Raw genomic sequence first — 26,788 nt, 5'->3', positions numbered from 1 at the left:
AGGAAAGATGCTCTATCTGAATTTAATATCAAATAGTTAGAGTAAATGCTAGTGAAGGGGAAAGAGAGGAAAACCAACGACCAGTATTGATCGCCTCGCGTTCCTCGATGGTAAGGATAGGGTCGTCCATGGGCTGTCTTCTCGGTGACCGAGTGGTTGAAATTTGTCGCCGACGGGACCGCCAGCGACAACGCTAGGGTTTGTAGTGAGGTGTTTGTTTGTCCAAAAACGCTTGAATCCCAATGCCGGCGTTGACATGGTTGAGGTTTTTCAAGAAATGCTGTTTTTCTGTGTGCATGTGGGCAAAGACGTCTTGGCTATAGGCAGATTCTGTCAAATCCTTGATGCTCGCCAAGGCATTCGGTGCACGTTGGTTAAGCTTTTCAGCCAAGGCCAAGGCTTGGGCCAAAGCCTCACCAGCGGGCGCAATATGGTTGATCAGGCCGGCATCAGCCAAACGTTGCGCTGGAATGCGCTCTCCTAAGAACATGAATTGATTGACCAAGGCCCTTGGTAAGGCGCGGCTTAAAAACCAGCTACCACCCCCATCGGGCGACAAACCTACCGAGCTATAGGCCATGACAAACAGGCTCTCAGCTGAAGCCACCACCATGTCACACGCCAAAACCAAAGAAAAACCAGCGCCTGCTGCCGCGCCTTCCACGGCTGCAATGACGGGCTTGGGAAAGGTTCGTATGGCTTCTATCCAGCTGTGTAAGGCGTCAATGCCTGAGGCTTGTTGCTCTGGCGGGGCATTGCGGTTGCTCAGTATCCTGTTCAAGTTGCCGCCTGCACAAAAGTGCTTTCCCTCGCCAGTCAAGATGACGCTTCGCACATCGGGGTTGGTTTCGGCCACGTTCAAGGCCTCGACACCCGCGCTGTACATGGCGGGGTCTAAAGCATTGCGGTGCTCGGGGTTGGAGACGGTCAAGACCAAGGTTTGTCCTTGGCTGTGGCTTTTGAGTTGGGCAGTCATGGTTTAAATTGAAAGATGGCTCAAGCTTAAACCCAAGGCACCACGTCGGCGCAACCAAGGACTTGGGCGGTAACGCGGATCGCCGTACACGGTTTGCAGGTTAAACAGCACCTCAAGCAAGTTGTCGGCGCCAAGTCGGTCGCCCAAAGCCAAGGGGCCCAAGGGGTAGCCAAGGCCCAGTGTGACCGCGGTATCCAAGTCGGCTGGGCTGCAAATACCTTGTTGGCACATGTCGCTGGCAATGTTTACGATGGTGGCGACAACGCGTTGGGTGACAAAACCGCCACTGTCTTGAATGAGGCTCACGGCTTTGCCGTCCGAGGCCATGAGGGCATGAGCCGCGTCACGCATATCGCTGCGGGTTGCAGGGTTGGTGGCCAGCACCCGTCTTTGGGTGGCGTCGTCGGGCATCAACATGTCAATGCCCAAGGTGCGTGCGGGGTCCAATCGCTCAACGATGGCGCAGGTGGTGACATCAAAACCCAAAGGTGCCACCCAACACAGGGCTTGATTGGAAGGCGCAGCCCCGGTTTCAATGGCCGCGCCGAGGTTTTTTAGCAGTTGCAGCAACTCTGAGCGGCGTGCAGCACGGGCTGACACCCACACCGGCGGCTTGAGCGAGCTTGAGGGTACATTTTTTTCAGGGGGAATTTGCGCCTTACCTTCAGCGTAGGTGTAAAAACCTTGACCGGTTTTTCGACCCAACCAACCGCCAGCTAAACGCTGGGCGGTGATGACGCTGGGGCGGTAGCGCGGTTCTTCAAAATACTGGTGGTAAATGGACTCCATGACAGGGTGCGAGACATCCAAGGCCGTCAAGTCCATCAATTCAAAGGGGCCGAGCTTGAAACCCACTTGGTCACGCAATATGCGGTCGATGGTGGCAAAGTCTGCCACGTCTTCGCTGACGATGCGTAAAGCCTCGGTGCCATAACCGCGCCCCGCGTGGTTGACGATGAAGCCAGGCGTGTCTTGCGCCAAAACCGCTTGGTGACCCATGCTGTGCACATAGGCTTTTAATTTTTCACAAACCGCTGGCGCAGTGGCAAGCCCAGGCACCACTTCCACCACTTTCATCAGTGGCACAGGGTTGAAAAAATGCAAACCCGCAAAACGCTCAGGGTGCTTTATGCCCCAAGCCAAAGCAGTGATGGATAAAGAGGATGTATTGGTGGCCAAAACAGCCTCATCTGAGAGCACTTCACAGAGTTGTGCAAACAAAGCTTGTTTGACCTGCGCATTTTCAATAATGGCTTCAACCACCAAGTCGCAAGATGACAGGGCTTTCAAAGTATCAACAGTTTTTAATGATGCAAGATAGGCTTGGTGTTGATGAGGCGAGATGCGTTGCTTGTCGAGCATTTTTTGCCATTGCGAGGTAATGGCTTGTTGAGCCTGCACAGCGCGTTCTGTTGCTGCGTCAAAAAGCAAAACCTGGCTGCCCGCTTGTGCGGCCATTTGAGCAATGCCTTGACCCATGGCGCCAGTGCCGCAAACGCCTACAGTTGGAAATAAAGAATTCATAACCAAGCATTATCTCTGCCAAGTCTTGAACCTGTTTGCGTTACTTTGAATCGGCATGGCTCTGGGCCGCTGTGACAGAATGTGCCGATCTTGTCTTACCAAGGAACATCCATGTCTTTAAAATTGTGTGGCTTTTCTGTCAGCAACTACTACAACAAAATCAAATTGCAATTGCTTGAAAAAGGCATTCCTTTTGAAGAAGAGTTGGTGTGGGTTGGCAACAGCCATCCTAAATTGATGGGCCGATCGGCCATGGGCAAAGTACCTTTCTTAGAGACCCCGCATGGTTGCTTGACAGAGTCCATGGTGATTGCCGAGTACCTTGAGCAAGCCTACCCCGATCATCCTTTGATGCCCGCTGATCCGATGCAAGCAGCCAAAGTTCGAGAACTGATTGTGTATTTAGAGTTGCACATCGAGTTGGTTGCCCGTGAGCTTTATCCCCAAGCCTTTTTTGGCGGTCAGGTCAGCGAGGGAACCAAAGAACGAGTTCGTAAAAATTTGAGAAAAGGCGTTGCTGGTTTTGCCAAATTAGCTAAATTTTCGCCTTATGTGGCAGGCGACAGCATGACGTTGGCAGATTGCTCCGCTGCTTTTCATTTGCCTATTGCTGTCAATGCTTGCAAATTGGTGCTTGGTGAAGATTTGCTGGCTGATTTACCTGTGAAAGCCTATGGCCAAAAAATGGCTGAAAGCCCCCATATGCAAAAAGTGCTAGCTGACCGTAAAGAAAATTCTGCCTTGATGGCCAGCCTTTCAGCCAAGAAAACCTGAAGCTTTTCAGCGAAGTGATTTGCTGGCTTCAAGGTGTACCAAGCGATCGAGCTCGGCGCAAATATCGGCCATGCGACCTGACATGACCATGCGGCCAGCGTTGCTGGGCGATGCGTGGCCTTCCTCAGCCACCCGAACGACACGCAAAGGCTTGGCGGGTAGGGGCGAAGATAGGTTGACAGGTGCAGTCATATGGGGGTCATTAGCAGGCCAAAGTGCTTTATAGGCTGCATCAATGCGCTGGAACAATTTCTGTGAGGTGATGAGTGCGAGGTTCATAAGGGTTCCAATGAGGGTTAAAACTGGTGACGAATCAGACCAACAGCCAAGCCTTCAATGTGAAAGTTGTCGCCAGGGCTGACGTGGATGGTTGAAAAATCGGGGTTCTCAGGGTGCAGGTGTATGCCGGAGATATTTTTTTCGAAGCGTTTGACGGTAACTTCTTCGCCAAGACGGGCAACCACGATTTGGCCATTTCGTGCATCGGAGGTGGATTTGACAGCAAGCAAGTCGCCGTCAAGAATGCCAATGTCGCGCATGGACAAGCCGCGAACCTTGAGCAAGTAATCGGGTGTTTCAGAAAACAAAGAATTTTGAACCGCATAACTTTGTTCTATGTGCTCTTGCGCCAAAATAGGCGAACCTGCTGCGACCCTTCCCACCAAAGGCAATATTAGTTGCCCCAGTCCTGGTAACGACAATGAATATGGCGTACGAGAAGACTCCAGGGTTCTTGCGTGGTCTTGGTTTTTTAACCGAATGCCGCGTGAGGTTCCGCTGACCAGTTGTATGTATCCCTTGCGCGCTAAAGCTTGTAGATGCTCTTCTGCCGCGTTGGCTGACTTGAAGCCAAGTTCTTTGGCAATTTCGGCACGCGTGGGCGGAGCACCTGTTTGGCGAATAGCCGCTTCAATCAAGGAGAGAATTTGTTGTTGCCTTGCGGTGAGCTTGCTTTGTTCCATAACGGCTCCTGAGGTAGGTGAAAATGAAATACTCTTTGAGATCAATAGACACTGTTTAGACATCCAGTAACTGTATTTTTAACCAGCTTTTTAATTTTTACAAGCCCATGTCAAAAGAAAATCTTCAAAAAATCCTCGTGCTGGGCATGGGAGGAACCATTGCAGGCATGGCTTGTGATCCTAAAAATCCAAAAGAATACAAAGCTGGTGCGTTAGGAGTTGCTGACTTAATAAGCACTTTAGGCATATCTCATGATTTGCAAATTGAGCTTAAAAATGTGGCGCAAATCAACAGCAAGGACATGCAAGCATCTCATTGGCAAGCACTTTTGTCCGCGGTCGACTTGGCAAACCAAGACCCACAAACACGCGCGGTTGTCATCACCCACGGCACTGACACCTTGGAAGAAACTGCTTGTTTGCTAGAGGTGATGGGGCCTTGGTCAAAACCGATTGTTTTGACCTGCGCCATGCTCCCAGCCAACGCCCCCCATGCTGATGGGCCTGGCAACCTCACCGACGCCCTGAACTGGGCGTCAAAAACCAAGCATTGCGCAGTGTTTGTTGTCTGCGCCGGTAAAGTGCATTTGTCTCAAGATGTGCAAAAACTCACCACGGAAAACGTTGATGCATTCACCAGTGGAGCGCAGGCTTGCTTTGCCAGCAAGCAAGGTGAGCAGTGGCAGGTCCACCGCGACATGACGCCTGTGCCCCCTCTTCAAAAACCCAGCTTGACCTATGCCTTGGCCTTGCAAAAATGGCCAAGGGTGGAGATGGTTACCAACCACGCCCTCAATGACGGTGCTGTGGTCAGAGCTTTATTGGCCGCATCCAGCTCGGAGCACACCGCTTTGGCCGGCATCGTGCTGGCGGGTACGGGCATGGGAACAGCCAGTCAATCCTTAGAGATTGCCCTACAAAATGCGCTGGATCAAGGGGTACGGGTATGGCTTAGCAGCCGTTGCCTATTGGGACTGGCACATGCCCAGCCTCAAACAACGTGGGGTGCAGTCACCCCTTTGAGTGCGGCTAAAGCAAGAACTGCTTTGTGTTTAAGTTTGATGGCAGAGCAGGAAAATCAGCTTTGAAGTGCCTTGAAAGCGCGCTCGGTGATTTCTTCCACGCTGCCCTGTCCGCTGATAGCGCGGTAGCGCGGTGCCAAAGCCGGCTCTTTGTCAGACCATGAGGAATAGTAATCAACCAAAGGGCGGGTTTGTGCGCTGTACACCTCAAGCCGTTTATTGACTGTTTCTTCCTTGTCGTCGTCTCGCTGAATGAGTGCTTCGCCAGTGAGGTCGTCAACACCTTCAACCTTGGGCGGATTGAAGCGCACATGGTAGGTTCGACCGCTGGCCACGTGGACACGGCGCCCGCTCATGCGTTCAATGATGGCCTCAAAAGGAACATCAATTTCCAACACGCAGTCGAGTTTGACACCAGCTTGCCTCATGGCGTCAGCTTGCGGGATGGTGCGAGGAAATCCATCAAACAAAAAACCTTTGGCGCAATCGGGTTGTGCAATACGTTCTTTGACCAAGCCAATGATGATGTCGTCACCTACCAAGCCGCCCGAGTCCATCACTTTTTTAGCTGCTAAGCCCATATCTGTTCCTGCTTTGACAGCAGCACGCAGCATATCGCCAGTGGATATTTGGGGGATGGCGTAATGTTGGCAAATGAAGGAGGCTTGTGTGCCTTTTCCAGCGCCTGGCGCGCCCAACAGAATCAGTCTCATTGTCTTCCTTGCTTTGTCTTTGGCACTGTCTTGGCAGAGCGCTTTTTGTCGTTGGCAGAGAATAACATGCAGTGCATTCGCCTGACAGACAGTCAGATCGACTGGTTAAGCATCTGTCGAACACGTTCTAAATCGGCTGGGGTATCTACACCTGCAGCACTGGGTAAGTCGCAGACATGCACTGCAATTCGATACCCATGCCACAAAACCCGCAATTGCTCCAAGGCTTCGGCTTGTTCTGCTGGGGATGGACTGAGCGTGGGGTAAAGCTTCAAAAAACCGCATCGGTAGGCATACAAGCCAACGTGGCGGTAAACAGGGTAGGGCGGCAACTGATCAGGTGAGCCGCCACGGAAGTGGGGAATGCTGGCTCGGCTGAAGTACATCGCTTGAGACTGGGCGTCCAAAACCACTTTGACGCAATGCGGGCTGTGCCATTCCTCTAGATGGATGATGGGGTCGGCCAAGGTACTCATGCTGCTGGCAGGTTGCTGATGCAGAAGTTGCGCCACGGCATCTATGTTGTTTGGTTCAATCAAGGGCTCGTCCCCTTGGACATTCACCACAATGGCCTCGTCTGCCAAGCCCAGCAAGCTGACCGCTTCTGCCAAACGGTCACTGCCACTGGGGTGATCGGCTCGGGTCATGACAGCTTTCACACCAAATTGCTCGCAAACCTGTATCACCTGAGCGCTGTCAGTGGCCACCACCACTTGGCTGGCTTGGGACAGTTGGGCACGTTGGGCAACCCGCACCACCATGGGGATGCCTGCCAAATCAGCCAAGGGTTTGTTGGGCAAGCGACTCGCTGACAGACGAGCCGGAATCAGCACCACAAAGGGCGGGGCGCTCAATCAAAGCTCCAGTTCGGCGTCAGTCAATACCCGAGCTTCCATTTCAAGCATCACAGGAATGCCGTCCCGAATGGGGTAGGCCAAGCGAGCGCTGCGCGAGACCAGTTCGGCCTTTTCGCGGTTGTATTCAAGGCTGCCCTTGCTCACAGGGCATACCAGCAGTTCAAGTAGTTTGGCGTCCATGGCTCAATGATAGTCGTTGCAAATGCGGCATCAATGCGTCCCAAAAAACCGCTGGCAGTTCGCATTGCAGGGGCACAGCCCACACCTGTGGGTGACGTGGCCACAATTTGACAGCGTCTTTTTCAGTGCAAATCACATCCTGCCCATCGCTGGGCTGCCAATCAGCCAGTGGGTCATGGTCAGGAAATATTTGGGTTTGCGAAAGGCTCAAGCCCGCGCTTTGCAGGGCTGCGAAAAAGGCCTGCGGCTTGGCAATAGCCGCTAAAGCATTGACGGATTGGTTTGCCCAGAAACGCAAATCACGTTGCTCTCCCAGTCCATTGACGGCGAAACCTGCCAGTTGGCGATGTGCCGCTAGGCTGTCTTCAAAGCCGATTAGGCCTGTATGGACCTTGATTTGCGTCACGCCCTCAACTAACTGCCGAGGCCATGTTTCACGCAAAGGTCCTGCTGGCAACAAAAAACCATTGCCCAAACCTCGGTCATCAAAAACGCAGATGGCAATATCGTGATGCAAAGCACGGTGCTGCAGCCCATCGTCGCTGATGATGAGTTGGGTTTGGGGGTATTTGTGCAAAAGCGCCAAGGCCGCTTGCGCTCGCTTTTTGGCAATGTAGACGGGTAAGCCCAGCTTTTTTTTCAGCATAAGCGCTTCATCGCCTGTTTGCGAGGCCAAACTGTTGTCGGTGACTTCGGCCCAGCCATTCGATTGCCCACCGTGACCACGTGCAATCACCCCTACTTGCCAACCTAGCTGGCTTATTCGTTGGGCAAGGTGAATCACCACTGGGGTTTTGCCTGTGCCACCTACAAGCACATTGCCAACCACCAGCACAGGCACTGGCAAACGGGTGGATGTTTTCCAGCCTAGCGCATAGGACAACCTGCTGAGCCAAAGGTAAATGAGGCTGAGGAAAGTCAGCGGGTATAAACAACAAGCTAGCAATCCTGGCTTGCGCCAAGCGTGCAACAGTATGTCGCTGGGTCTTGGCATTGCGCCTTAAGGAAGGGTGGTCGCTTGAGAGCGGCTTTGGGCGGTAAAGGTAACTTGCTGCAAGCCCACGGTTTGGGCTGCTTCAAGCACCTGAATCACGGATTGATGGCTGGCACGCGCATCAGCACTGATAACCACCAAGGGGTTGGCCGTTTCCTTGGCCGCTTCAGCCAGGGCTTGAACAATGGCTTGGATGTCAGTGCCGTCTACCGTTTGTTTCTGCACCAAGTAACGGCCATCGCTGCTCACCACCACCCTGATTTCATTGGGTTTTTCTTGCTGCTGGGCAGAGTCTGCGGTGGGCAGTTTCAGGTCAATTTGGGTCAATCGACCATAGGTGGTCGATAGCATTAAAAAGATCAGAACGACCAACAAGACATCAATAAAAGGAATCAGGTTGATTTCCGGTTCATCCGAACGGCTGCGACCAAACTTCATGCGGCGCTCGCTGCTGGGCGTTGGGTGAAAAAGTGGTGAACCATTCGCTCGGCGGCGATTTCGAGTTCGACCACAAAGTTATCTACCTTGGCGCGCAAATAACGCCAGGCTACCAAGCTTGGAATGGCGATCACCAATCCAAAAGCGGTGTTGTAAAGCGCAACAGAAATGCCATGGGCCAGTTGGGCAGGGTTGCCCGCACCTGGGGTTTGTGAACCAAAAATCTCAATCATGCCTACAACAGTCCCAAACAAACCCAGCAAAGGCGCAACCGAAGCAATCGACCCAAGCGTACTTAAATAACGATCTAGCTTGGCCGCCACGCGGCGTCCACTGGCTTGCATTTCACTCACAAACTCTTCTTTGCTGCACTGGGGTTGGGATTGCAGCAAAAACAAGCCTGCGCTGATGACTTGCCCTAAAGCAGAAGTGGACTGAATATGCTGAATCGATTCGGGGCGGGGTACACCACGTTGCGAAATAGAAAACACATTATCAAGGAGCGTAGGGGGGAGAACAACGCTGCTTCGCAGGTTGTAAAAACGCTCAATGATCAATGCCAACGCAATGACTGAGCATAACAACAGCGGCCAAATCGGCCATCCAGCGGCTTGTATGATTCCAAACAAAGGCGTCTCCCAATATGTGCTGTCAATTATTACCCAGCTTTAAGCATGTCCAACGATAACCAAGCTCAATATGTGTGGACTGTCAGCGCTTTGAACAAAGCGATTGCCGATTCCTTGAAAGCACGCTTTAGCATGGTCTCGGTTCAAGGTGAGTTGTCTGGGTTTACCAAAGCCAGCAGTGGACACTGTTACTTCAACCTCAAAGATGGCAGTGCACAAATCCGCTGCGCTTTATTTCGTCGCACAGCCGAGCAATTGAATTTTTCTCCGCGTGATGGGCAGTTGGTGCAAGCCCAAGCCCGCGTTGCTGTTTACGAGCCAAGGGGCGAGATGCAGTTGGTGATTGAAGCCTTGCGACCCGCAGGCGCTGGGCAGTTGCACGAAGCTTTTTTGCAACTCAAGGCCAAACTAGAGGCGCTGGGCCTGTTTGCGCAAGACCGCAAAAGGGCTATTTCCATGTATCCCCGATGTATCGGCGTGGTGACTTCCTTGGGCGCAGCCGCTTTGCACGATGTGGTCACAGCCCTACAGCGTCGAGTCCCTCATATACCGGTGATTATTTCGCCCTCTCCTGTGCAAGGGGTCGATGCGCCGCTCCAGCTGGTGCAGGCGTTGCAAGCCTTGGCGGCCAGGCCTGAAATTGAGGTGATTTTGCTGGTCAGGGGCGGCGGCTCTATGGAGGATTTATGGGCCTTTAACGATGAGCAGCTCGCCCATGCCATTGCCAACAGCACCGTCCCCGTTATTTCTGGTGTAGGTCATGAAACGGATATCACCATTGCCGATTTGTGTGCCGATTTGCGTGCCCCCACACCTACCGCGGCGGCCGAGCTTTGTGCGTTGCCAAGAGAAAGCTTGGCGCAAGATTTAACAGCCATCCAAGCTTTTTTGGATGCCGAGTTGGCACAAGCGATTGACAACCGAGCGCAGAACCTAGATCGCTTGCAAGCTGTGTTGGCCAGGCCCTCAAGTTGGGTCCACAAGCAGCAGCATCATTTATCGCAGTTTTCTTCCCGCATAGGACGAGCGGGGCAGCAAGTACTGAGTCGCCAAGCCATGGTGCTAGAACCCCAGGCCATGAGGTTGACCCGGGCTGCGCAGGATATGCCCGCCCAAATGGGTCAACGATTATCCCAAGCAGCTTTATTGCTGGGCTCGCTTGACCCCGCCTTGGTCTTACAGCGGGGCTACGCTTGGTTAGAGAACAAGCAGGGACAAGCCATCGCCTCGGTTCAAGAAGTCAATATTGGAGCGCAGGTTGTTGCTCGAATGGCTGATGGCGTTGCTGATATGCAGGTCTTAGGGACCCATCGTCTTTGAGTTAAGTGAGATTATTTTTTGGCGAACACGGCCGATTTGAGTTTGTAGCCTTTGCCAATCTTCTTTTTCGCAAACCAACCTTGGTTCATCTCAAGTACAAATCGCACCGGTTTGTCAGAGCAGTGAGACTCTGTGGTTTGCGGTTGCATATCCGCGGTGTTGACGATCACACCATCTTCATCAACAAAAGCGGCTGTCAGGGGGAGCAAGGTATTTTTCATCCAAAAACATTGTTTTTGAGGCTCTTCAAAGACAAACAACATGCCTTCATGCGTGGGCATGTCCTTTCGAAACATCAGTCCGATTTGCCGTTGCTCAGGAGTTTGGGCTATTTGGGCATCAATTTGAAACATTCCTGCTTGAATCACCAAGCGCTGTAAATCGGTTTGGGGCTCTTGGGCCCAAGCCTGCAAAGGTGCAGTCAAGGCAGCAACGGCCAGCACAAAGCCTTGAAACAAAGCCCTTGGGCTTGGCGTGAGGGAAACAGTAAGCTGGTTCATAGGATGCTTGGTTAGAATGATTTGAAGATTTACCCACTGAGCTGCGGCTTTCCTCTGCCGCCTTGTTGTTCACTTTCTGGAGACATTCTCTTGTATCAGCATATCAAGGTGCCCGCCCAGGGCGAAAAAATTATCGTCAACAAAGACATGTCTTTGACTGTCCCCCTGCAGCCCATCATTCCCTATATTGAGGGTGACGGTACCGGACTTGACATCACCCCTGTCATGCTCAAAGTGGTCGATGCAGCTGTAGCCAAGGCCTATGGCGGCAAGCGACAAATTCACTGGATGGAGGTGTATGCCGGTGAAAAATCCACCCAAATTTACGGCCCAGATGTCTGGTTGCCCGAAGAAACTTTGGCGGTTTTGAGGGAATATGTGGTGTCCATCAAAGGGCCACTCACCACGCCCGTGGGCGGTGGTATCCGCTCGCTGAATGTGGCTTTGCGCCAAGAACTTGATTTGTATGTGTGCTTGCGTCCTGTTCAGTATTTCAAAGGCGTGCCGTCTCCTTTGAAGGAGCCTGAGAAGACCCATATGGTCATCTTCCGCGAAAACTCAGAGGATATTTACGCTGGCATCGAGTATGAAGCACAGAGCGACAAAGCCAAAAAGCTCATCAAGTTTTTGATCGAAGAAATGGGTGTCACTAAAATTCGATTCCCCAATACCTCGGGCATCGGCATCAAGCCCGTTTCGCGCGAAGGTACCGAGCGTTTGGTAAGAAAAGCTATCCAATATGCGATCGATAACGACAAGCCCAATGTGACCATCGTCCATAAAGGCAACATCATGAAGTACACCGAGGGGGGCTTTCGTGACTGGGCTTATGGTTTGGCTCAAAAAGAGTTTGGTGCCCAACTCATCGATGGCGGTCCTTGGTGCAAATTCAACAACCCCAAAACTGGCAAAGAAATCATCGTCAAAGACAGCATTGCTGATGCCTTTTTGCAGCAAATTTTGCTCCGTCCTGCCGAGTACAGCGTGATTGCCACCTTGAACCTGAATGGCGATTACATTTCTGACGCTTTGGCCGCTCAAGTCGGCGGCATTGGCATTGCCCCAGGCGCGAATTTGTCTGACTCTGTAGCCTGCTTTGAAGCTACCCATGGCACAGCGCCTAAGTACGCAGGCAAAGACTATGTGAACCCCGGCTCGGAAATTCTGTCAGCAGAAATGATGCTGCGCCACATGGGCTGGGTCGAAGCTGCCGACCTGATCATCTCCTCAATGGAAAAATCCATTCTTAGCAAGAAAGTTACCTATGACTTTGCCCGACTCATGGAGGGGGCAACACAAGTGAGTTGTTCCGGGTTTGGTCAGGTCATGATCGACCACATGTAAACCGCAAGGCTCCTCGTTCAGCAGTTTTGGCCTAACAGGTTGGCTCTGAATTGAGGGGTTCTTAGTCGGCTAGTGCGTGGGCTGACCTGAGGTTCTGTTGCGTTGTCGGGGCTTGCGGGTGCAGCAATGACCTTGATGTTTTTTGCCATCCAACCGCGTGGGCCTTGTATGGGCTCATACATAACACTGGCACCTTGTTGGAGCGTTTTAAAGCCCTCCATGTCTACTTGGCTGAAATGTGCAAATACGTCCTGTCCAATTTCTGAGGACTCGATAAAACCGAATCCCTTATGGTTGTTAAACCACTTCACAATGCCAAACGCCATGGCCTACCCCTTTGCGGATTGAAATTTTAATAAAATGAATACTTAAAAAGTAGAATACAGTTTTAACTTATTGTAAAGTAATTTTAAATAACTATTTAAAAATAGAATCCCGGACATTTTTTCAGTTTTGGGAGTGCCCTAGACGTCATCGATAGAATGAGAGCATGCCCAACACCCCTTCAAAGCCTGTTATCCCACCCGTTCACACAGGCGACTCAGACTCTGTCGTTCTAGAGCGACGCACGCAGCGCACCCAACCCCCACAGATGTACCAAGTGGTCATGCTCAATGACGATTTCACACCCATGGAGTTTGTTGTCAGGGTTTTGCAGGAGTTTTTTGGCAAAGACCGTGAGGCGGCCACCCAAATCATGCTCAAGATCCATTTAGACGGCAAAGGGATATGTGGGGTTTACACCAGGGACGTTGCCGCCAGCAAAGTTGACCAAGTCCAAGACGCTGCGCATCAGGCTGGGCACCCCCTGCAAGCTTTGCTCGAGCCCGTTGAATAATGTCCCATCGTTTCCATATACAGTTGAACCTACACAAAGATTGCCAGAAGGAATTTCCATGATTGCCCAAGAACTTGAAGTCAGCTTACACATGGCCTTTGTAGAGGCCAGGCAACAAAGGCATGAATTCATCACTGTCGAGCACCTGCTTTTGGCCTTGCTAGACAACCCCAGCGCTGCTGAAGTTCTCAGAGCATGTTCAGCCAACATTGATGACTTGCGCAAATCGCTTTCCAACTTCATCAAAGACAATACCCCACAAGTTGCCGGAACTGACGAGGTGGACACCCAACCTACCTTAGGCTTTCAACGCGTTATCCAACGCGCCATCATGCACGTGCAGTCCACTGGCAATGGCAAAAAAGAAGTCACTGGCGCCAATGTGTTGGTGGCCATCTTTGGGGAGAAAGACTCCCATGCGGTGTACTACCTTCACCAGCAAGGCGTCACTCGCTTGGATGTGGTCAATTTCATTGCCCACGGTATCAAGAAAAACGATCCTCCAGAACCCAGCAAAAGTGTGGAATCTTCGCCTTCAGAAAACGAGGAGTCTCCTGAGAAGTCAGAAAAATCTTCACCTTTGGAGCAATTCACTCAGAACCTCAACCAATTGGCCAAGGACGGAAAGATTGACCCCTTGATTGGTCGCGAGTACGAGGTCGAGCGTGTGATTCAAATTCTGTGTCGTCGTCGTAAAAACAACCCTTTGTTGGTTGGCGAGGCCGGCGTAGGAAAGACCGCCATTGCCGAAGGCTTGGCCTGGCGCATTACGCAAAAAGAGGTGCCTGAAATATTGGCTGATTCTCAGGTGTACTCTTTGGACATGGGTGCCTTGCTGGCTGGCACAAAGTACCGCGGTGACTTTGAGCAACGCCTCAAAGGCGTTTTAAAGTCATTGAAAGACAAGCCTAATGCAGTGTTGTTCATTGATGAAATTCATACTCTGATCGGCGCCGGTGCAGCCTCAGGCGGCACTTTGGATGCGTCCAATTTGCTCAAACCTGCCTTGAGTTCCGGTCAATTGAAGTGCATAGGCGCCACCACCTTCACCGAATACCGAGGCATTTTCGAAAAAGACGCCGCTCTTTCACGTCGCTTCCAAAAAGTTGATGTGGTCGAACCCACTGTCGAGCAGACTGTTGATATTCTCAAAGGGTTGAAGTCACGTTTCGAAGAGCACCACAGCGTTAAGTATGCGGTCGCAGCGCTTCAAGCGGCAGCAGAACTGAGTGCCAAATACATTAACGACCGCCACCTGCCAGACAAAGCCATCGATGTGATTGACGAGGCAGGCGCAGCGCAACGTATATTGCCTGTCTCTAAGCGCAAAAAGACCATCAGCAAGACCGAAATTGAAGACATCGTCGCCAAAATAGCGCGTATCCCGCCTGCCAGTGTTTCAAATGATGACCGCGGCAAGCTGCAAACTTTAGAGCGCGATTTAAAAAGCGTGGTGTTTGGGCAAGACAAAGCTTTAGAGGTCTTGGCCTCAGCCGTCAAGATGGCTCGCTCAGGCTTAGGTAAAGCCGACAAGCCTATTGGGTCCTTTTTATTCAGCGGTCCCACCGGTGTTGGCAAGACCGAAGCTGCCAAACAACTGGCCTATATCTTGGGCATTGAGTTGATTCGCTTTGACATGTCTGAGTACATGGAGCGCCACGCGGTGAGTCGCCTGATTGGCGCACCTCCCGGTTATGTGGGCTTTGACCAAGGCGGCTTGCTGACCGAAGCCGTTACAAAGAAACCCCATTCTGTGCTGTTACTTGACGAAATTGAAAAAGCCCATCCCGACATCTTTAATGTGTTGTTGCAGGTTATGGACCATGGCACATTGACAGACAACAACGGTCGTAAAGCTGATTTCCGCAATGTCATCGTCATCATGACGACCAATGCAGGCGCAGAAACCATGAACAAGTCCACCATTGGTTTCACAAACGCTCGTGAAGCGGGCGACGAGTTGGCTGACATCAAACGCTTGTTCACCCCCGAGTTCCGCAACCGCTTGGACGCCACCGTTAGCTTCAAAGCGCTTGATGAAATCGTCATCATGCGTGTGGTCGACAAATTTTTGCTGCAACTTGAAACCCAGTTGGCAGAGAAAAAGGTTGACGTCACTTTCACCGATGCCTTGCGTAAATTTTTGGCCAAAAAAGGTTTTGATCCTTTGATGGGTGCGCGTCCCATGCAACGTTTGATTCAGGACATGATCCGTCGTGCTTTGGCCGACGAGTTGTTGTTTGGCCGACTCACCGAGGGTGGTCGCTTAACAGTGGATATCGACGACAAGGAAGAGGTGTTGCTCGATATTCAACCCTTGCCAAAGAAAGAATCCAGAGCATCCAAGTCAGAGCCTGCTGAACCTGAAGAAGCTGAGGCGGGTTAAGCGTGGCAGGCCACAGCAAATGGGCGAATATCCAGCACCGTAAGGGTCGTCAAGACGAAAAGCGTGGCAAAGTTTGGACCCGTGTGATTCGTGAAATCATGGTGGCTGCCCGTTTGGGTGGTGGGGATTTGGACACCAATCCGCGTTTGCGTATGGCTGTTGAAAAAGCCAAGTCGGTTAATCTGCCAGCTGACACCGTTAAGCGAAATATTGATAAAGCCACCGGCAACCTTGAGGGTGTGAACTACGAGGAAATACGCTACGAAGGTTATGGCGTAGGCGGCGTCGCCCTGATGGTCGACACCATGACAGACAACAAAGTTCGCACTGTTGCTGAGGTGCGTCACGCTTTGAGTAAACATGGCGGCAATTTAGGTACCGAGGGCTCTGTGGCCTTTCAATTCAAGCATTGTGGGCAATTTCTTTTGGCGCCTGGCACCTGCGAAGATGCGGTCGTGGAGGCTGCCTTGGATGCTGGTGCAGACGATGTCTTGGTTGACGAAGATGGGGCGGTTGAAGTCTTAACATCGCCTACAGCTTTTGAGGCTGTCAAATCAGCCCTTGATGCTGCAGGCCTACAAGCCGGCATGGCTGAAGTGACTTATCGCCCTGAAGTGACCATCGAGCTGAATGACGACGATAGACTGAAAATGCAAAAAATCATTGACGCCCTTGAAGAACTCGACGATGTTCAAGAGGTTTTTCATAACGCGGCGCTATGAAAATACTCATGGTCGGTGGTGGCGGTCGAGAGCATGCACTGGCTTGGAAGCTCAATCTTTCGCCACAGGTTCAACGCATTTATGTCGCCCCAGGCAATGGCGGTACGGCCAAGCACAAAGATTTTGACAACATAGCGCTCACCGACAAAGTGGCACTGCGCGAATGGGCGCAAGCCAAACACATTGATTTGACCGTGGTCGGCCCCGAAGCCCCGCTGGCAGCAGGCATTGTGGATGAATTTCGTCAGCACGGCTTGCGCATTTTTGGCCCTACCCAAGCGGCCGCCCAGCTTGAAAGTTCCAAAGCCTTTTCAAAAGCCTTCATGCTCAGGCACGGGATTCCCACAGCTCAATACCAAGTGTTTGAAGATGCCGCCAAGGCGCATGCCTATGTGAATGCCAAAGGTGCGCCCATCGTGGTTAAAGCCGATGGTTTGGCTGCTGGCAAAGGCGTGGTGGTTGCCATGGATATACAACAAGCCCATGCGGCCATCGACCATATGCTTGCCAGCGATGCCGCCGTACAGCACAACCAAGGCGTCGCCAGAGTGGTCATTGAAGAGTTTTTGGACGGTGAAGAAGCCAGTTTCATGGTGGTGGCCCACGGCTTGACTGCTATGCCCTTGGCCACTTCGCAGGACCACAAGCGGTTGTTGGATGCCGACTTAGGCCCCAACACGGGCGGTATGGGTGCTTATTCGCCTGCACCGGTCGTCACGCCTGAAATCCACGCCAAAGTCATGCGTGAAGTCATACAGCCTACGCTCAAAGGCATGCAACAAGATGGCATTTCTTACTCTGGGTTTTTGTATGCAGGCTTAATGATTGGTAAAGAAGGCAAGCTCAAAGTGCTCGAGTTCAACTGCCGAATGGGTGACCCTGAAACACAGCCCATCATGATGCGCCTCAAAAGTGATTTGCTTGAATTACTTTTGGCTGCCACGGATGCTGATCCCTTGACACTGTCAAATATCGAACTGCAATGGGACAGGCGTTGTGCACTTGGCGTGGTCATGGCCGCCGCCAACTACCCCGCAACACCCGAACTTGGGCAAGAGATTCATGGGTTACCGTCAGATACTGATGAGGCCATGGTTTTTCACGCTGGCACGGTTCTTAAAGATGGCAAGATTTTCTCCAGCGGTGGACGGGTGTTGTGTGTGACCGCCCTTGGCGACACTGTCAAGCAAGCCCAGACCCATGCCTATGCTTTAGCTGATCAACTGCATTTCAAAGGGATGCAAATGCGGCGTGACATTGGCTTTCGTGCTATTCGCCGATAAAACCAACTATTCATTCCAAAGCCTCATCTCTATGAACCCATCTTTTGAACCTGTAAGAGACTACTTGCTTGGATTGCAACAACGCATCACCTCGGCCTTGAGTGCCATCGACGGCCATGCGTTTATAAGTGACCCATGGGAAAAACCTCCGGGTGAAACGCTTCAAGGCAAAGGCATCACCCAAATTTTAGAAAACGGCAATGTTTTTGAAAGAGCCGGCTGTGGGTTTTCGCATGTGCGAGGCCCCAAATTACCCCCATCTGCAACACAACATCGCCCAGAACTGGCAGGTTCTTCTTTTGAAGCCATGGGGGTGTCCTTGGTTTTTCATCCACGCAATCCGTATGTGCCCACAGTGCATTTGAATGTTCGGGCTTTGTTGGCCCAACCTGAATCCGGAGAAGCCGTGGCCTGGTTTGGCGGCGGCATGGATTTAACGCCTTACTATGGTTTTGATGAAGACGCTCGTCACTTTCATACCCAATGCAAACAATCCTTAGATGGTTTTGATACTTCTTATTACCCGCGTTTTAAAAAATGGTGCGATGAGTATTTTTTCCTCAAGCACCGAAACGAACCCCGCGGGGTTGGGGGCATCTTTTTTGATGACTTTTCTGAACTTGGTTTTGAAAAGAGTTTTGCCATGATGCAAAGCGTCGGTAACGCTTTCAACGAAGCCTATTTCCCCATCGTCACCAAACGTATGGACACTTCTTACGGGGAACGCGAACGAAACCACCAACTCTACAGGCGGGGTCGCTATGTGGAGTTCAATTTGGTTTGGGACAGGGGCACGCACTTTGGTCTTCAATCCGGTGGTCGCACAGAATCTATTCTGATGTCGTTGCCGCCTCTGGTGAGTTGGTCCTACCAGCAAACGCCTGAGGCCGGGTCGGCAGAAGAAAAACTCTACACGCACTTTTTGGTCCCCCAAGATTGGGCTCAAAGCGCTTGAGCCAAGTTCAGCGCATTGGCATTTTTGGCGGGGCTTTTGACCCCCCTCATCTTGCGCACCAAGCCTTGGCTCAGGCCGTTATTGCGCATCAGAAACTCGATATTTTGTACATAGTCCCGACTGGACAGGCTTGGCATAAATCGCGTGTCTTGTCCGACGCCAGTCACCGCCTAGCCATGGCTCGTTTGGCTTTTCAAAACATGGCGCAGGTGGTGGTGGACGACATGGAAACTCGTCGCGTAGGTCCGAGTTATACCGTCGATACCCTAGATGAGTTGCAAGTACGTCACCCAAGCGCCCAATTTTGTGTTCTTGTAGGTGCTGACCAAGCCGCAAGTTTTACGCTTTGGCACCAATGGCAGCGGCTATTGGAGATGGCCATGCTGGTGGTGGTTCAACGTCCTGCTATCAGTGCTGACAAGGCGTATTCGGTCGAGTGGCACAATCTACCCCTAGAACGGGTGATGCGTATGAACATACCTTTGATGAATATCAGCTCTTCCTCCGTGCGTGCCAGTTATGCGTCAGGCCACCCAGAGTCTGACCTTCTCTTGCCTCCCGTCGCCCATTACATCCAACAAAACCATCTTTATTTGGAACCCCATGACAGAAGCCGCTGAAAAAAAAGACGTTCAAAAACTGCAAAGAAGCATTGTTGACAGTCTGGAGGATGTCAAGGCGCAAGACATCGTGGTCTTTAACACCGAACATTTGTCATCGTTGTTTGAGCGGGTCGTGATCGCCAGTGGCACTTCCAATCGACAAACCAAGGCCTTGGCTGCCAGTGTGCGCGATGGTGTCAGAGATGCAGGCTTTGCCAAGCCTCGCATGGAAGGCGAGGACAACGGGGAATGGATCATTGTCGATTGCGGCTCTGTGGTGGTCCACATCATGCAGCCGGCCATTCGAACCTATTACCATTTAGAAGAAATTTGGGGCGAAAAACCTGTGCGAATCAAGCTAGGCGCACCCAAACCTGTTATTGAAAAACCACCTGCCGCGGTCAAACCCGTTCGAGCCAAACCTGCAGCTACAAAAACTGCCCCGGCCAAAAAGGCTGCTTCCGCTACCAAGAAGACCCCAGCGGTAAAAAAGCGTCCCGCAGCACCTCGTAAAAAATGAAGCTGTGGGTGGTTGCAGTTGGTATGCGAATGCCTGACTGGGCGCAAACGGCTTGGGATGATTACCTCAAGCGACTCCCGCCCGAAGCAGGCGTAGGCCTCAAAACTGTCAAAGCTGAACCCAGAGCGTCTCGCACCACAGCCCAAATTTGGGCCGCTGAAAGAAAGCGCATCGATGAGGTTTTACCGCGCGACTGCCACAAAATTTGGCTTGATGAACATGGGCAGCGCACCACCACCATGGACCTTGCGCAGCGCTGGAACGGTTGGCAATCTGAAGGGCAGGACGTGGCTTTCATCATCGGCGGCGCCGATGGCTTTGACCCCGCTATTCGCAAAGACGGCAGCAGCTTGCTACGCTTGTCTGACATGACTTTGCCCCATGCCATGGCCCGAGTGGTACTGATTGAACAACTCTACCGCTGCTGGTCAATCATGACCAACCATCCTTATCACCGCGAATGAGTGCTTTACCGTTTGTTTACTTGGCGTCCCAAAGCCCGCGGCGACAAGCCTTGCTCGATCAAATTGGTGTTGCTTACCAAGTGCTGCTGCCAACCGACCCAGAGGCAGCCGAGGCCTTAGAAGCGGTGTTGCCACTTGAGTCGGCACTCAAATATGTCAAACGAGTCACCCGTTTAAAACTTCAATCTGCCATGCAGCAGATGCAACAGCAGTCATTGGTGTCTGCGCCTGTATTGTGCGCAGACACCACTGTAGTAGTGGACAGTCTAATTTTGGGTAAACCAGCCAATGCCAGCGAGGCGACAAAGATGTTGAGCCTTTTGTCAGGCAAAACGCATCTGGTCTTGACGGCCGTCGCCATCGGTCACAATCAAGACATACACCTTGCATTGAGCCGTTCGCGGGTTAAATTTGCACTTATGACAGCATTAGAAATCCAAGACTATGTAGCCAGCCAAGAACCCATGGGAAAAGCAGGGGCCTATGCTATTCAAGGTCGCGCCAGTGCTTTCATTTCCCGTGTTTCAGGAAGCTACTCAGGCATCATGGGCTTGCCCTTGTACGAAACTACCTTATTGCTCAAAAAGATTGGGGCCGTCTAAATGCAACAAGACATCCTCATCAACTGGGCACCGCATGAGAGCCGCGTAGCGGTGATAGAAAACGGCGCCTTGCAAGAAGTGCATATAGAGCGCTCACTTGAGCGTGGGTTGGTCGGTAATGTCTATCTTGGCAAGGTCGTTCGGGTGTTGCCCGGTATGCAGTCTGCATTTATTGACATTGGTTTAGAGCGCACCGCGTTTTTGCATGTTGCTGATTTGATGAGCAGTGTGAATGCCAAGCATGCGGACCCCGATGTTGCACCTCAGCCTGTTGTACCCATTGAAAAGCAGGTCTTTGAAGGTCAATCGATATTGGTACAGGTGATGAAAGACCCTATGGGTACCAAAGGCGCTCGTCTGTCTGCCCAAATCAGTATTGCAGGGCGGTTGCTGGTGTTTTTGCCGCAAGATGATCACATTGGTGTTTCGCAAAAAATACCTACCGAGCAACGTCAGGTTTTGCGAGAGAGATTGTCGAGACTGGCGCACCAAAGCGAAGCCAAAGGTGGATATATTCTTCGCACCAACGGGGAAGATGCCACTGACCAAGAACTCAGCGAGGATATTGCTTATTTGCGAAAAACTTGGGAGCGCATTCGTGTAGCTAGCCTTAACCAAGCTGCCAAGTCCATGCTTTACCAAGATTTGAATCTTTTGCAAAGGGTGCTGCGTGATTTTGTATCTGACGGTACCCAAACTATTCGCATCGACTCACGCGAGCAATTTGAAATGATGATGGCTTTTGGCAAAGAATTCATGCCATCGTCTGTTGACAAACTGGTTCACTACAAAGGTGAGCGACCTATTTTCGATTTATTCAGTATCGATCAAGATATTGCTTTGGCCTTGGGGCGAAGAGTTGATCTGAAATCGGGTGGCTACTTAATCATTGACCAAACCGAGGCCATGACCACAGTGGACGTGAATACCGGTGGCTTTGTGGGCGCCAAAAGTTTTGATGAAACTATTTTCAAAACCAATTTGGAAGCGGCCGTCGCTATTGCACGTCAATTGCGATTGCGCAATTTGGGTGGCATGATCGTCATTGACTTCATTGATATGCAAAGGCAAGACCACCAAGCGGCCGTGCTTGGTGAGTTTTCTAAGCAACTTGCCAAAGATCGCGTCAAGACATCGGTGAGCAGTTTTTCACCATTAGGTTTGGTAGAGATGACTCGCAAGCGAACCAGAGAGTCGCTGGCACATTTATTGTGTCAACCATGTGCGAGCTGCCAAGGTCGCGGTATTGTCAACTCGGCACGCAGTGTGGCCTACAACATATTGCGTGAGATCTTGCGAGAGGCTCGGCAATTCAATCCCCATGAATTTCGCGTACTGGCCTCACCTGCCGTGGTCGATTTGCTCCAAGAAGAAGAAAACCATCATTTGGCAGGGCTGAGTGACTTTATTCGAAAACCTATTTCTTTGATGACTGAAGTAGGCATGGGGCCAGAAGACTACAACATTGTGTTGCTATGACATCTGCCCACAGCATTCCCATATTGACTTATCACCATATTGAGCAAGCCCCACCAAGGGGTTTTCCGATGCGCAGTCTATGGGTATCGCCATCTTCTTTTTCGACACAAATGCATTGGCTTGCCCGACTTGGCTACAAGGGGTTGGCGATGTCAGACCTGATGCCTTATTTGCGTGGCGAAAAAATAGGCAAGGTGGTGGGTATCACGCTTGATGATGGCTACCAAAGCAATGCCCTGCAAGCGCTTCCCATTTTAAAAAGCCATGGCTTTAGCGCCACTTGCTATCTTGTGAGCGGAAGGCTTGGTCAGCATAACGAGTGGGATGCTGCGCTTGGTATCGCCCAAGCTGCCTTGATGAGTGTTCAGGAGATGCGTACATGGGTGGATGCGGGTATGGAAGTGGGTTCGCATACATGTAGTCATGCGAACTTAAACCAACTTTCCTTAGCTGAAGCGAGCAATGAATTGCACCAAAGCAAAAGCGATCTAGAGAACCTTTTGCAAAAATCAGTGACACAATTTTGCTACCCCTATGGCCATTTTTCTCCTGAGCATGAAGTCTTGGTATCACAAGCGGGTTATGTGGCTGCTACCACTACCTATCGGGGCAGGGCATGTTCAACTGACAGAATGACTGCGCTTCCAAGGGTTCCCGTGGTTCGCTCAACAAACCCGATTCAATTTCTTCTTAAAGTGTTGACACGCTATGAAGACAGTAAAAGACTTGCTTAGGTCAGCATGGCTATGGCAAGGTCTCGCTTGAAAATCGCTGTGTTACACCGAACCTTTCGCCGAGATGCGGGAGGTGCAGAGGCCTATGCGGTGGCAATCGCTGTGGCTTTGGCGCAAATGCATGATGTCCATGTCTTTGCCCAAGAGATGGACCGCGCGTTGGACACAGTGACTTACCATCCCATTCCTTTGTTTTTCAAACGTCCCCGATGGCTGAACCAATTGTGGTTCGCCTTGGCCACATGGTGGCTTACTCGGCGCGGTTTTGATATTGTGCATTCCCATGAAAACACTTGGCATGGACAGGTTCAAACCGTTCATGTCTTGCCGATGCGTTGCAAATCAATGGAAGATTTAACTTTTCTTCAACGCTTGCACAATGGGTTTAAATACTTGACCAGTGCTCGTTTATGGACTTATACCGCCTTAGAGTTTTTTCGTTTTCGATTGCAACCAAAGCGATTTTGGGTGGCTGTGTCAAAACCTTTGAAACAGCGTTTGCAAAATATGCAACCGCCCATACCGCAAGCGCAGTTACTGAGTATTTCACCAGGCATTTACCCACGTTCAACTGGGCATGCAATTGGCTCTGCATCAGTTTTAAAGGTGAACGCTAAGTCTTCCAAAGTTTTATTGTGGGTGGGCAATGACGCCGTCAAAAAGAATCTTGACACAGTATTGGCAGTGTTGGCAACGCTCGATAATTCATACAGCTTGCTGGTTGTCGGTAAAGCCACTCCCACCAAGCCATGGCAAGACAGCTTGGTTCGCCTGGGTATGGCAGATCGGGTTCGCTACTTAGGCGTTATCAGCAATATGGAGGAAGTCTATGCTGGTTCAGATATATTGCTTCACCCTTCGCTAGAAGACACTTTTGGCATGGTTGTTCTTGAAGCCATGTCTTTTGGACTGCCCGTAGTGGTAAGCCAAGCAAAATATTGTGGTGTTGCTGCTGATTTGCAAAATGAGGTTAATGCAATGATCTTGCCCGACCCCTTAGACGTGAACGCACTTGCCGCAGCTGTTTTGAAATTGTCTGAGCCCGCAACCTATGCCCAGCATCAAGAAGCTGCGCTTGATTTTTCTATGCACCACCTCTGGTCAGATTCAGCAAAGCAATACGACGACTTATTTCAAAAACTGGCTGCACAGTGAATACAGACCCGCGCTCGATTGTGATGATCAAGTCCCACAGTCTAGGGGTGGGCGACTTGCTGCGCAGTTCTGCGGCTTGGCGTGTATTGAAAAACCGATGGCCGAAGGTTCAGTTGCATTTGGTTTTTTTAAGTAAACATCCTGGTTACCCAACTGAAGCTCTGATAGCGCAACATTTTTTGTTGGAAAGTGCGCATTTCATCACGGTGCGTGATAAAGACCCGTCAGACGCAAATGGCAAAAGGGCCTCCTTCTGGTCGATCTGGGCCTCGCTGCGAAGAATTTGCCACGAGGTTAAACCAGATATGGTGATTGATTTCGAGCCATACGGCATCAAAACCTCGGCACTCACTTGGTTAGCTGGCAGGGCTGTGGACGCATCCACTGTAGGTGTTGCACAGTTTCCCTTGCGTTCTTTTTTCTATGAAAAGTCCTCGCCGAGTGTGCGTGAATTCGCACAAAGCCATGCACTGACTTTGCCCATGGATTACACCAATCGCGACTTTGTGGCTTTGCAAGCGCTTGGCTTAGAGCGCTTAACCACCCCCATTGAAATGCAAGTCACAGACGAGGGCAGGGCGTGGCAAGCTTTTCACCAACATCGTTTTCACAATGATTTGCCCGTGATTGGTTTGAACATCGGTTGTGGCACAGCAGACGCCATGGTCAAACGCCCCAATTTGAAACATTTGGCCCAATGCTTTCATCACCTTTTGAAGCTTTACCCTGCCAATATTCTTTTAAGTGGCGCACCTTTTGAAAAAGATGTGAACCAAGCATTTATGACGCATTTGAGGGAAATACACCTGCAAGATCTTCATATCGTGGATGCAGCAGGTGAAACCACGTTGAGCAGTTCAACCGGTCTGATCGATGCTTGTGATGTTTTTGTTTCAACTGACTCTGGCCCCTACCATATGGCGGTTGCTTTGCGCAAACCTACGCTGGTTTGGTTCACATATCCAGAAGTGACCTCGTTTCATAACGAAGCATGGTGTCTGCGCTTGATTCAACCAAGTGTTGATTCATTTGTATCGGCTGTGTCAACCCTGCTCGCTTACGACAAAACAGCCGATTGACTGTGTTTGAACATGGCTGCATAAGCACCTTGCGCTTGTAGCAACTGTTGGTGTGTTCCCTGCTCAACAATGCGGCCTTGCTCCATCACAATAATGCAATCGGCTTTTTCAATGGTGGTTAACCGGTGGGCAATAACCAAGGTCGTCCGGTTTTTTTGCAGACTTTGAAGTGCATCTTGCACCAAACGCTCAGACTCGTTATCCAGCGCTGAAGTGGCTTCATCCAAAATAAGCACTGGTGCGTCTTTGTACAGGGCTCTTGCAATTGCTAAGCGTTGCCGTTGTCCACCAGACAAGGAAGATGCATTATGACCAACCAAGGTATGAATATTGTGGGGCAAGCTAGCAAGGTAATCGCCCAAATGCGCGGCTTGCAGGCAGGCAATTACCCGTTGCTCGTCCGGTGTTTGACCCAAAGCAACATTTGCAGCTAGGCTGTCATTCAAAACCACCACGTTTTGGCTTACCAAGGCAAATTGCTTGCGTAATGAAAGCAAATCCCAGTCCTCAAGAGGTATTCCATCAAGGCAAACTTTGCCTTCAGAGATACTGACAAAACGAAGCAACACATTGGCCAACGTGGTTTTACCTGAGCCAGACGAGCCCACCAAGGCAAACGTTTCGCCTGGGTTGATATTCAAGTCAATATGCCGTAAAGCCCACGGCATATCAGACTGGTACTTCACAGAGATGTTTTCCAACTGGATATGGCCGCGTGCCCTAAGCGATTGGTGACTGCCCCCACTTTCTAAGGGCGTGTCTTCAATCAATTCAAAACCGCGTTCTAGCGCTGCTAGACCACGTGTAAGCGGGCCAGTGATTTCTGACAGGTGTTTGATTGGGGCAATCAACATCAACATCGCAGTGACAAATGCAGCAAACCCACCCACAGTCATGCCGGTTTGGTGGCTTTGTAACAAAGCCACGCTGATCACGCCTGATAAAGCGATAGCAGACAAAATCTGTGTCATGGGGGTCATGCTCGAGCTGGCAACAGATGTCTTCATGGCCAAGCGCTGAAGCGTTTTTGCCAAAATTTCAAAACGACTGATTTGCATGGACTGGGCTTGATGAAGCCGTATTTCTCTGTAAGCCAATGAGGTCTCTTCAACCACATAGGCCAGCTCGTCGGTGGCTGCTTGCGTGTCTCGCGTGATTTGGTACAAGCGTGTACTCAAGGCTTTCATCAACCAAGCCACCGCTGGAAACAGCAAGGCCACAATCAAACTGAGCTGCCAATTTAAATAAAGAAGGTAGGCCACCAAGGCGAGCAAGGTCAAGCTATCGCGCACCAAACTCATTAGCGAACTCACCATCAGCTGCGCCCCGTTTTGGACTTCAAAAACAAGGGTATTTCCCAGTGCACTGGCGGTTTGCTGCTTGAATAAAGCCAAATCCGCATTTTGTAACCTTGCAAACATCTTCATTCGCAATTGGATCAAACCATGGTTGGTGGCTTTGGCCATGGCCACCTGACTGAGGAAGACGCCCAAACCGCGCAAACCGAAAAGTCCAATCAAGGCTATCGGTACTTGCCATATTGGAAAATCATTTTGTGCAAAACCTTTGTCGAGCAGCGGTTTGAGCAAGGCTGGGATCAAGGGCTCTGTGACAGACACCAGCAACACGCATACAGCCGTCACCACCCATGCGCTGATAGGATGGGTGAAATGGGCAAATGCACGAACAAGTCGATGCCGAATACGAGGCTGAGTGGTCATGTTTTGTTAAAAAAC

At 51.1% G+C, this 26,788-nt stretch carries 30 protein-coding genes and 1 pseudogene; 17 read left to right on the top strand and 14 right to left on the bottom strand.

What is annotated here, in order from left to right; all coding sequences use genetic code 11:
- Nucleotides 1-49 precede the first annotated feature (49 nt).
- From AC9UEO_RS07970 to AC9UEO_RS07960, 3 genes and pseudogenes are all read right to left on the bottom strand, one after another.
- A pseudogene (locus AC9UEO_RS07970) lies at nt 50-130 on the bottom strand (Crp/Fnr family transcriptional regulator); the annotation flags it as partial.
- A gap of 63 nt (nt 131-193) precedes the next feature.
- Nucleotides 194-976, bottom strand: a complete 783-nt coding sequence (locus tag AC9UEO_RS07965) for an oxepin-CoA hydrolase, alternative type (RefSeq protein ID WP_509531904.1) — start codon at nt 974-976, stop codon at nt 194-196.
- Nucleotides 977-979: 3 nt separating this feature from the next.
- Nucleotides 980-2,500, bottom strand: coding sequence for a 3-hydroxyacyl-CoA dehydrogenase (locus AC9UEO_RS07960; RefSeq protein WP_509531901.1), 1,521 nt, complete (start codon nt 2,498-2,500; stop codon nt 980-982).
- Between the two features lie 111 nt (nt 2,501-2,611).
- Here AC9UEO_RS07960 and AC9UEO_RS07955 point away from each other — a divergent pair, with 111 nt between their 5' ends.
- Nucleotides 2,612-3,274 (top strand): glutathione S-transferase, encoded by a 663-nt coding sequence (locus AC9UEO_RS07955; protein ID WP_509531899.1) that lies wholly within the window; start codon nt 2,612-2,614, stop codon nt 3,272-3,274.
- Between the two features lie 6 nt (nt 3,275-3,280).
- Here the strand turns inward: AC9UEO_RS07955 and AC9UEO_RS07950 are convergent, their stop codons facing one another.
- Together AC9UEO_RS07950 and lexA are read right to left on the bottom strand one after the other, a co-directional pair.
- On the bottom strand, nt 3,281-3,553 hold the full coding sequence (locus tag AC9UEO_RS07950; RefSeq protein WP_509531896.1) for a hypothetical protein: 273 nt from the start codon (nt 3,551-3,553) through the stop codon (nt 3,281-3,283).
- Between the two features lie 17 nt (nt 3,554-3,570).
- Entirely contained in the window at nt 3,571-4,236 is a 666-nt protein-coding gene (gene lexA, locus AC9UEO_RS07945) for a transcriptional repressor LexA (RefSeq protein WP_509531892.1), read from the bottom strand.
- A gap of 107 nt (nt 4,237-4,343) precedes the next feature.
- On the opposite strand from lexA, the gene AC9UEO_RS07940 reads away from it, so the two are divergent.
- Entirely contained in the window at nt 4,344-5,324 is a 981-nt protein-coding gene (locus AC9UEO_RS07940; protein WP_509531889.1) for an asparaginase, read from the top strand.
- On the opposite strand, the gene adk is transcribed toward AC9UEO_RS07940, so the two are convergent.
- From adk to AC9UEO_RS07910, 6 genes are all read right to left on the bottom strand, one after another.
- On the bottom strand, nt 5,315-5,971 hold the full coding sequence (adk, locus tag AC9UEO_RS07935) for an adenylate kinase (RefSeq protein WP_509531886.1): 657 nt from the start codon (nt 5,969-5,971) through the stop codon (nt 5,315-5,317). The two genes, AC9UEO_RS07940 and adk, sit on opposite strands and share 10 nt — an antisense overlap.
- 92 nt (nt 5,972-6,063) lie before the next feature.
- Entirely contained in the window at nt 6,064-6,825 is a 762-nt protein-coding gene (gene kdsB / locus AC9UEO_RS07930; protein ID WP_509531883.1) for a 3-deoxy-manno-octulosonate cytidylyltransferase, read from the bottom strand.
- Nucleotides 6,826-7,008, bottom strand: a complete 183-nt coding sequence (locus AC9UEO_RS07925; RefSeq protein WP_509531881.1) for a Trm112 family protein — start codon at nt 7,006-7,008, stop codon at nt 6,826-6,828.
- Nucleotides 6,989-8,002: a tetraacyldisaccharide 4'-kinase gene (gene lpxK / locus AC9UEO_RS07920; protein ID WP_509531878.1), complete on the bottom strand. Its 1,014-nt coding sequence runs from the start codon at nt 8,000-8,002 to the stop codon at nt 6,989-6,991. The genes AC9UEO_RS07925 and lpxK overlap by 20 nt, the downstream gene beginning before the upstream one ends.
- A 6-nt stretch (nt 8,003-8,008) precedes the next feature.
- On the bottom strand, nt 8,009-8,440 hold the full coding sequence (locus tag AC9UEO_RS07915) for an ExbD/TolR family protein (protein WP_509531876.1): 432 nt from the start codon (nt 8,438-8,440) through the stop codon (nt 8,009-8,011).
- Nucleotides 8,437-9,069, bottom strand: coding sequence for a MotA/TolQ/ExbB proton channel family protein (locus AC9UEO_RS07910; protein ID WP_509531873.1), 633 nt, complete (start codon nt 9,067-9,069; stop codon nt 8,437-8,439). Before AC9UEO_RS07910 ends, AC9UEO_RS07915 begins: the two co-directional genes overlap by 4 nt.
- 45 nt (nt 9,070-9,114) lie before the next feature.
- Here AC9UEO_RS07910 and xseA point away from each other — a divergent pair, with 45 nt between their 5' ends.
- Nucleotides 9,115-10,389: an exodeoxyribonuclease VII large subunit gene (xseA, locus tag AC9UEO_RS07905; protein ID WP_509531870.1), complete on the top strand. Its 1,275-nt coding sequence runs from the start codon at nt 9,115-9,117 to the stop codon at nt 10,387-10,389.
- Between the two features lie 11 nt (nt 10,390-10,400).
- On the opposite strand, the gene AC9UEO_RS07900 is transcribed toward xseA, so the two are convergent.
- Complete coding sequence (locus AC9UEO_RS07900; RefSeq protein ID WP_509531868.1) at nt 10,401-10,889, bottom strand: DUF192 domain-containing protein; 489 nt, start codon at nt 10,887-10,889, stop codon at nt 10,401-10,403.
- Between the two features lie 84 nt (nt 10,890-10,973).
- Between AC9UEO_RS07900 and icd the strand changes: the two genes are divergently transcribed.
- The gene (icd, locus tag AC9UEO_RS07895; RefSeq protein ID WP_509531913.1) at nt 10,974-12,233 is read left to right on the top strand and encodes an NADP-dependent isocitrate dehydrogenase; all 1,260 of its coding nucleotides are present in this window, start codon (nt 10,974-10,976) and stop codon (nt 12,231-12,233) included.
- Nucleotides 12,234-12,250: 17 nt separating this feature from the next.
- Here icd and AC9UEO_RS07890 read toward each other — a convergent pair whose 3' ends face one another.
- Entirely contained in the window at nt 12,251-12,559 is a 309-nt protein-coding gene (locus AC9UEO_RS07890; protein WP_509531865.1) for a cold-shock protein, read from the bottom strand.
- Between the two features lie 164 nt (nt 12,560-12,723).
- On the opposite strand from AC9UEO_RS07890, the gene clpS reads away from it, so the two are divergent.
- Genes clpS through AC9UEO_RS07825 form a run of 13 tightly spaced genes read left to right on the top strand, consistent with a single transcriptional unit; the run spans nt 12,724 to nt 25,052 of the window.
- A complete protein-coding gene (gene clpS / locus AC9UEO_RS07885) occupies nt 12,724-13,071 on the top strand; it encodes an ATP-dependent Clp protease adapter ClpS (RefSeq protein ID WP_509531863.1) in 348 nt (115 codons plus the stop codon).
- Nucleotides 13,072-13,129: 58 nt separating this feature from the next.
- The gene (gene clpA / locus AC9UEO_RS07880; protein WP_509531860.1) at nt 13,130-15,457 is read left to right on the top strand and encodes an ATP-dependent Clp protease ATP-binding subunit ClpA; all 2,328 of its coding nucleotides are present in this window, start codon (nt 13,130-13,132) and stop codon (nt 15,455-15,457) included.
- Between the two features lie 2 nt (nt 15,458-15,459).
- Nucleotides 15,460-16,179: a YebC/PmpR family DNA-binding transcriptional regulator gene (locus AC9UEO_RS07875; protein WP_509531857.1), complete on the top strand. Its 720-nt coding sequence runs from the start codon at nt 15,460-15,462 to the stop codon at nt 16,177-16,179.
- Complete coding sequence (gene purD, locus AC9UEO_RS07870; protein ID WP_509531854.1) at nt 16,176-17,462, top strand: phosphoribosylamine--glycine ligase; 1,287 nt, start codon at nt 16,176-16,178, stop codon at nt 17,460-17,462. Before AC9UEO_RS07875 ends, purD begins: the two co-directional genes overlap by 4 nt.
- Before the next feature lie 31 nt (nt 17,463-17,493).
- Nucleotides 17,494-18,417, top strand: coding sequence for an oxygen-dependent coproporphyrinogen oxidase (hemF, locus tag AC9UEO_RS07865; protein ID WP_509531851.1), 924 nt, complete (start codon nt 17,494-17,496; stop codon nt 18,415-18,417).
- Nucleotides 18,414-19,037 (top strand): nicotinate (nicotinamide) nucleotide adenylyltransferase, encoded by a 624-nt coding sequence (nadD, locus tag AC9UEO_RS07860; RefSeq protein WP_509531848.1) that lies wholly within the window; start codon nt 18,414-18,416, stop codon nt 19,035-19,037. Before hemF ends, nadD begins: the two co-directional genes overlap by 4 nt.
- Nucleotides 19,021-19,539 (top strand): ribosome silencing factor, encoded by a 519-nt coding sequence (gene rsfS / locus AC9UEO_RS07855; RefSeq protein ID WP_509531845.1) that lies wholly within the window; start codon nt 19,021-19,023, stop codon nt 19,537-19,539. The genes nadD and rsfS overlap by 17 nt, the downstream gene beginning before the upstream one ends.
- On the top strand, nt 19,536-20,003 hold the full coding sequence (gene rlmH, locus AC9UEO_RS07850) for a 23S rRNA (pseudouridine(1915)-N(3))-methyltransferase RlmH (RefSeq protein ID WP_509531843.1): 468 nt from the start codon (nt 19,536-19,538) through the stop codon (nt 20,001-20,003). The genes rsfS and rlmH overlap by 4 nt, the downstream gene beginning before the upstream one ends.
- A complete protein-coding gene (locus tag AC9UEO_RS07845; RefSeq protein ID WP_509531840.1) occupies nt 20,000-20,605 on the top strand; it encodes a Maf family protein in 606 nt (201 codons plus the stop codon). The genes rlmH and AC9UEO_RS07845 overlap by 4 nt, the downstream gene beginning before the upstream one ends.
- Entirely contained in the window at nt 20,606-22,084 is a 1,479-nt protein-coding gene (gene rng, locus AC9UEO_RS07840; RefSeq protein WP_509531837.1) for a ribonuclease G, read from the top strand.
- Entirely contained in the window at nt 22,081-22,818 is a 738-nt protein-coding gene (locus tag AC9UEO_RS07835; RefSeq protein ID WP_509531834.1) for a polysaccharide deacetylase family protein, read from the top strand. Before rng ends, AC9UEO_RS07835 begins: the two co-directional genes overlap by 4 nt.
- Nucleotides 22,819-22,824: 6 nt before the next feature.
- Entirely contained in the window at nt 22,825-23,973 is a 1,149-nt protein-coding gene (locus AC9UEO_RS07830) for a glycosyltransferase family 4 protein (protein WP_509531832.1), read from the top strand.
- A gap of 23 nt (nt 23,974-23,996) precedes the next feature.
- The gene (locus tag AC9UEO_RS07825; protein WP_509531829.1) at nt 23,997-25,052 is read left to right on the top strand and encodes a glycosyltransferase family 9 protein; all 1,056 of its coding nucleotides are present in this window, start codon (nt 23,997-23,999) and stop codon (nt 25,050-25,052) included.
- On the opposite strand, the gene msbA is transcribed toward AC9UEO_RS07825, so the two are convergent.
- On the bottom strand, nt 25,031-26,773 hold the full coding sequence (gene msbA / locus AC9UEO_RS07820) for a lipid A export permease/ATP-binding protein MsbA (protein WP_509531826.1): 1,743 nt from the start codon (nt 26,771-26,773) through the stop codon (nt 25,031-25,033). The two genes, AC9UEO_RS07825 and msbA, sit on opposite strands and share 22 nt — an antisense overlap.
- Nucleotides 26,774-26,788 lie beyond the last annotated feature (15 nt).

The sequence above is a fragment of the Limnohabitans sp. genome (assembly GCF_040401495.1).
Lineage (GTDB): Bacteria > Pseudomonadota > Gammaproteobacteria > Burkholderiales > Burkholderiaceae_C > Limnohabitans.
Note: the sequence above shows the minus strand (reverse complement) of the source record. Positions and strands in the feature narration are given on the sequence as shown.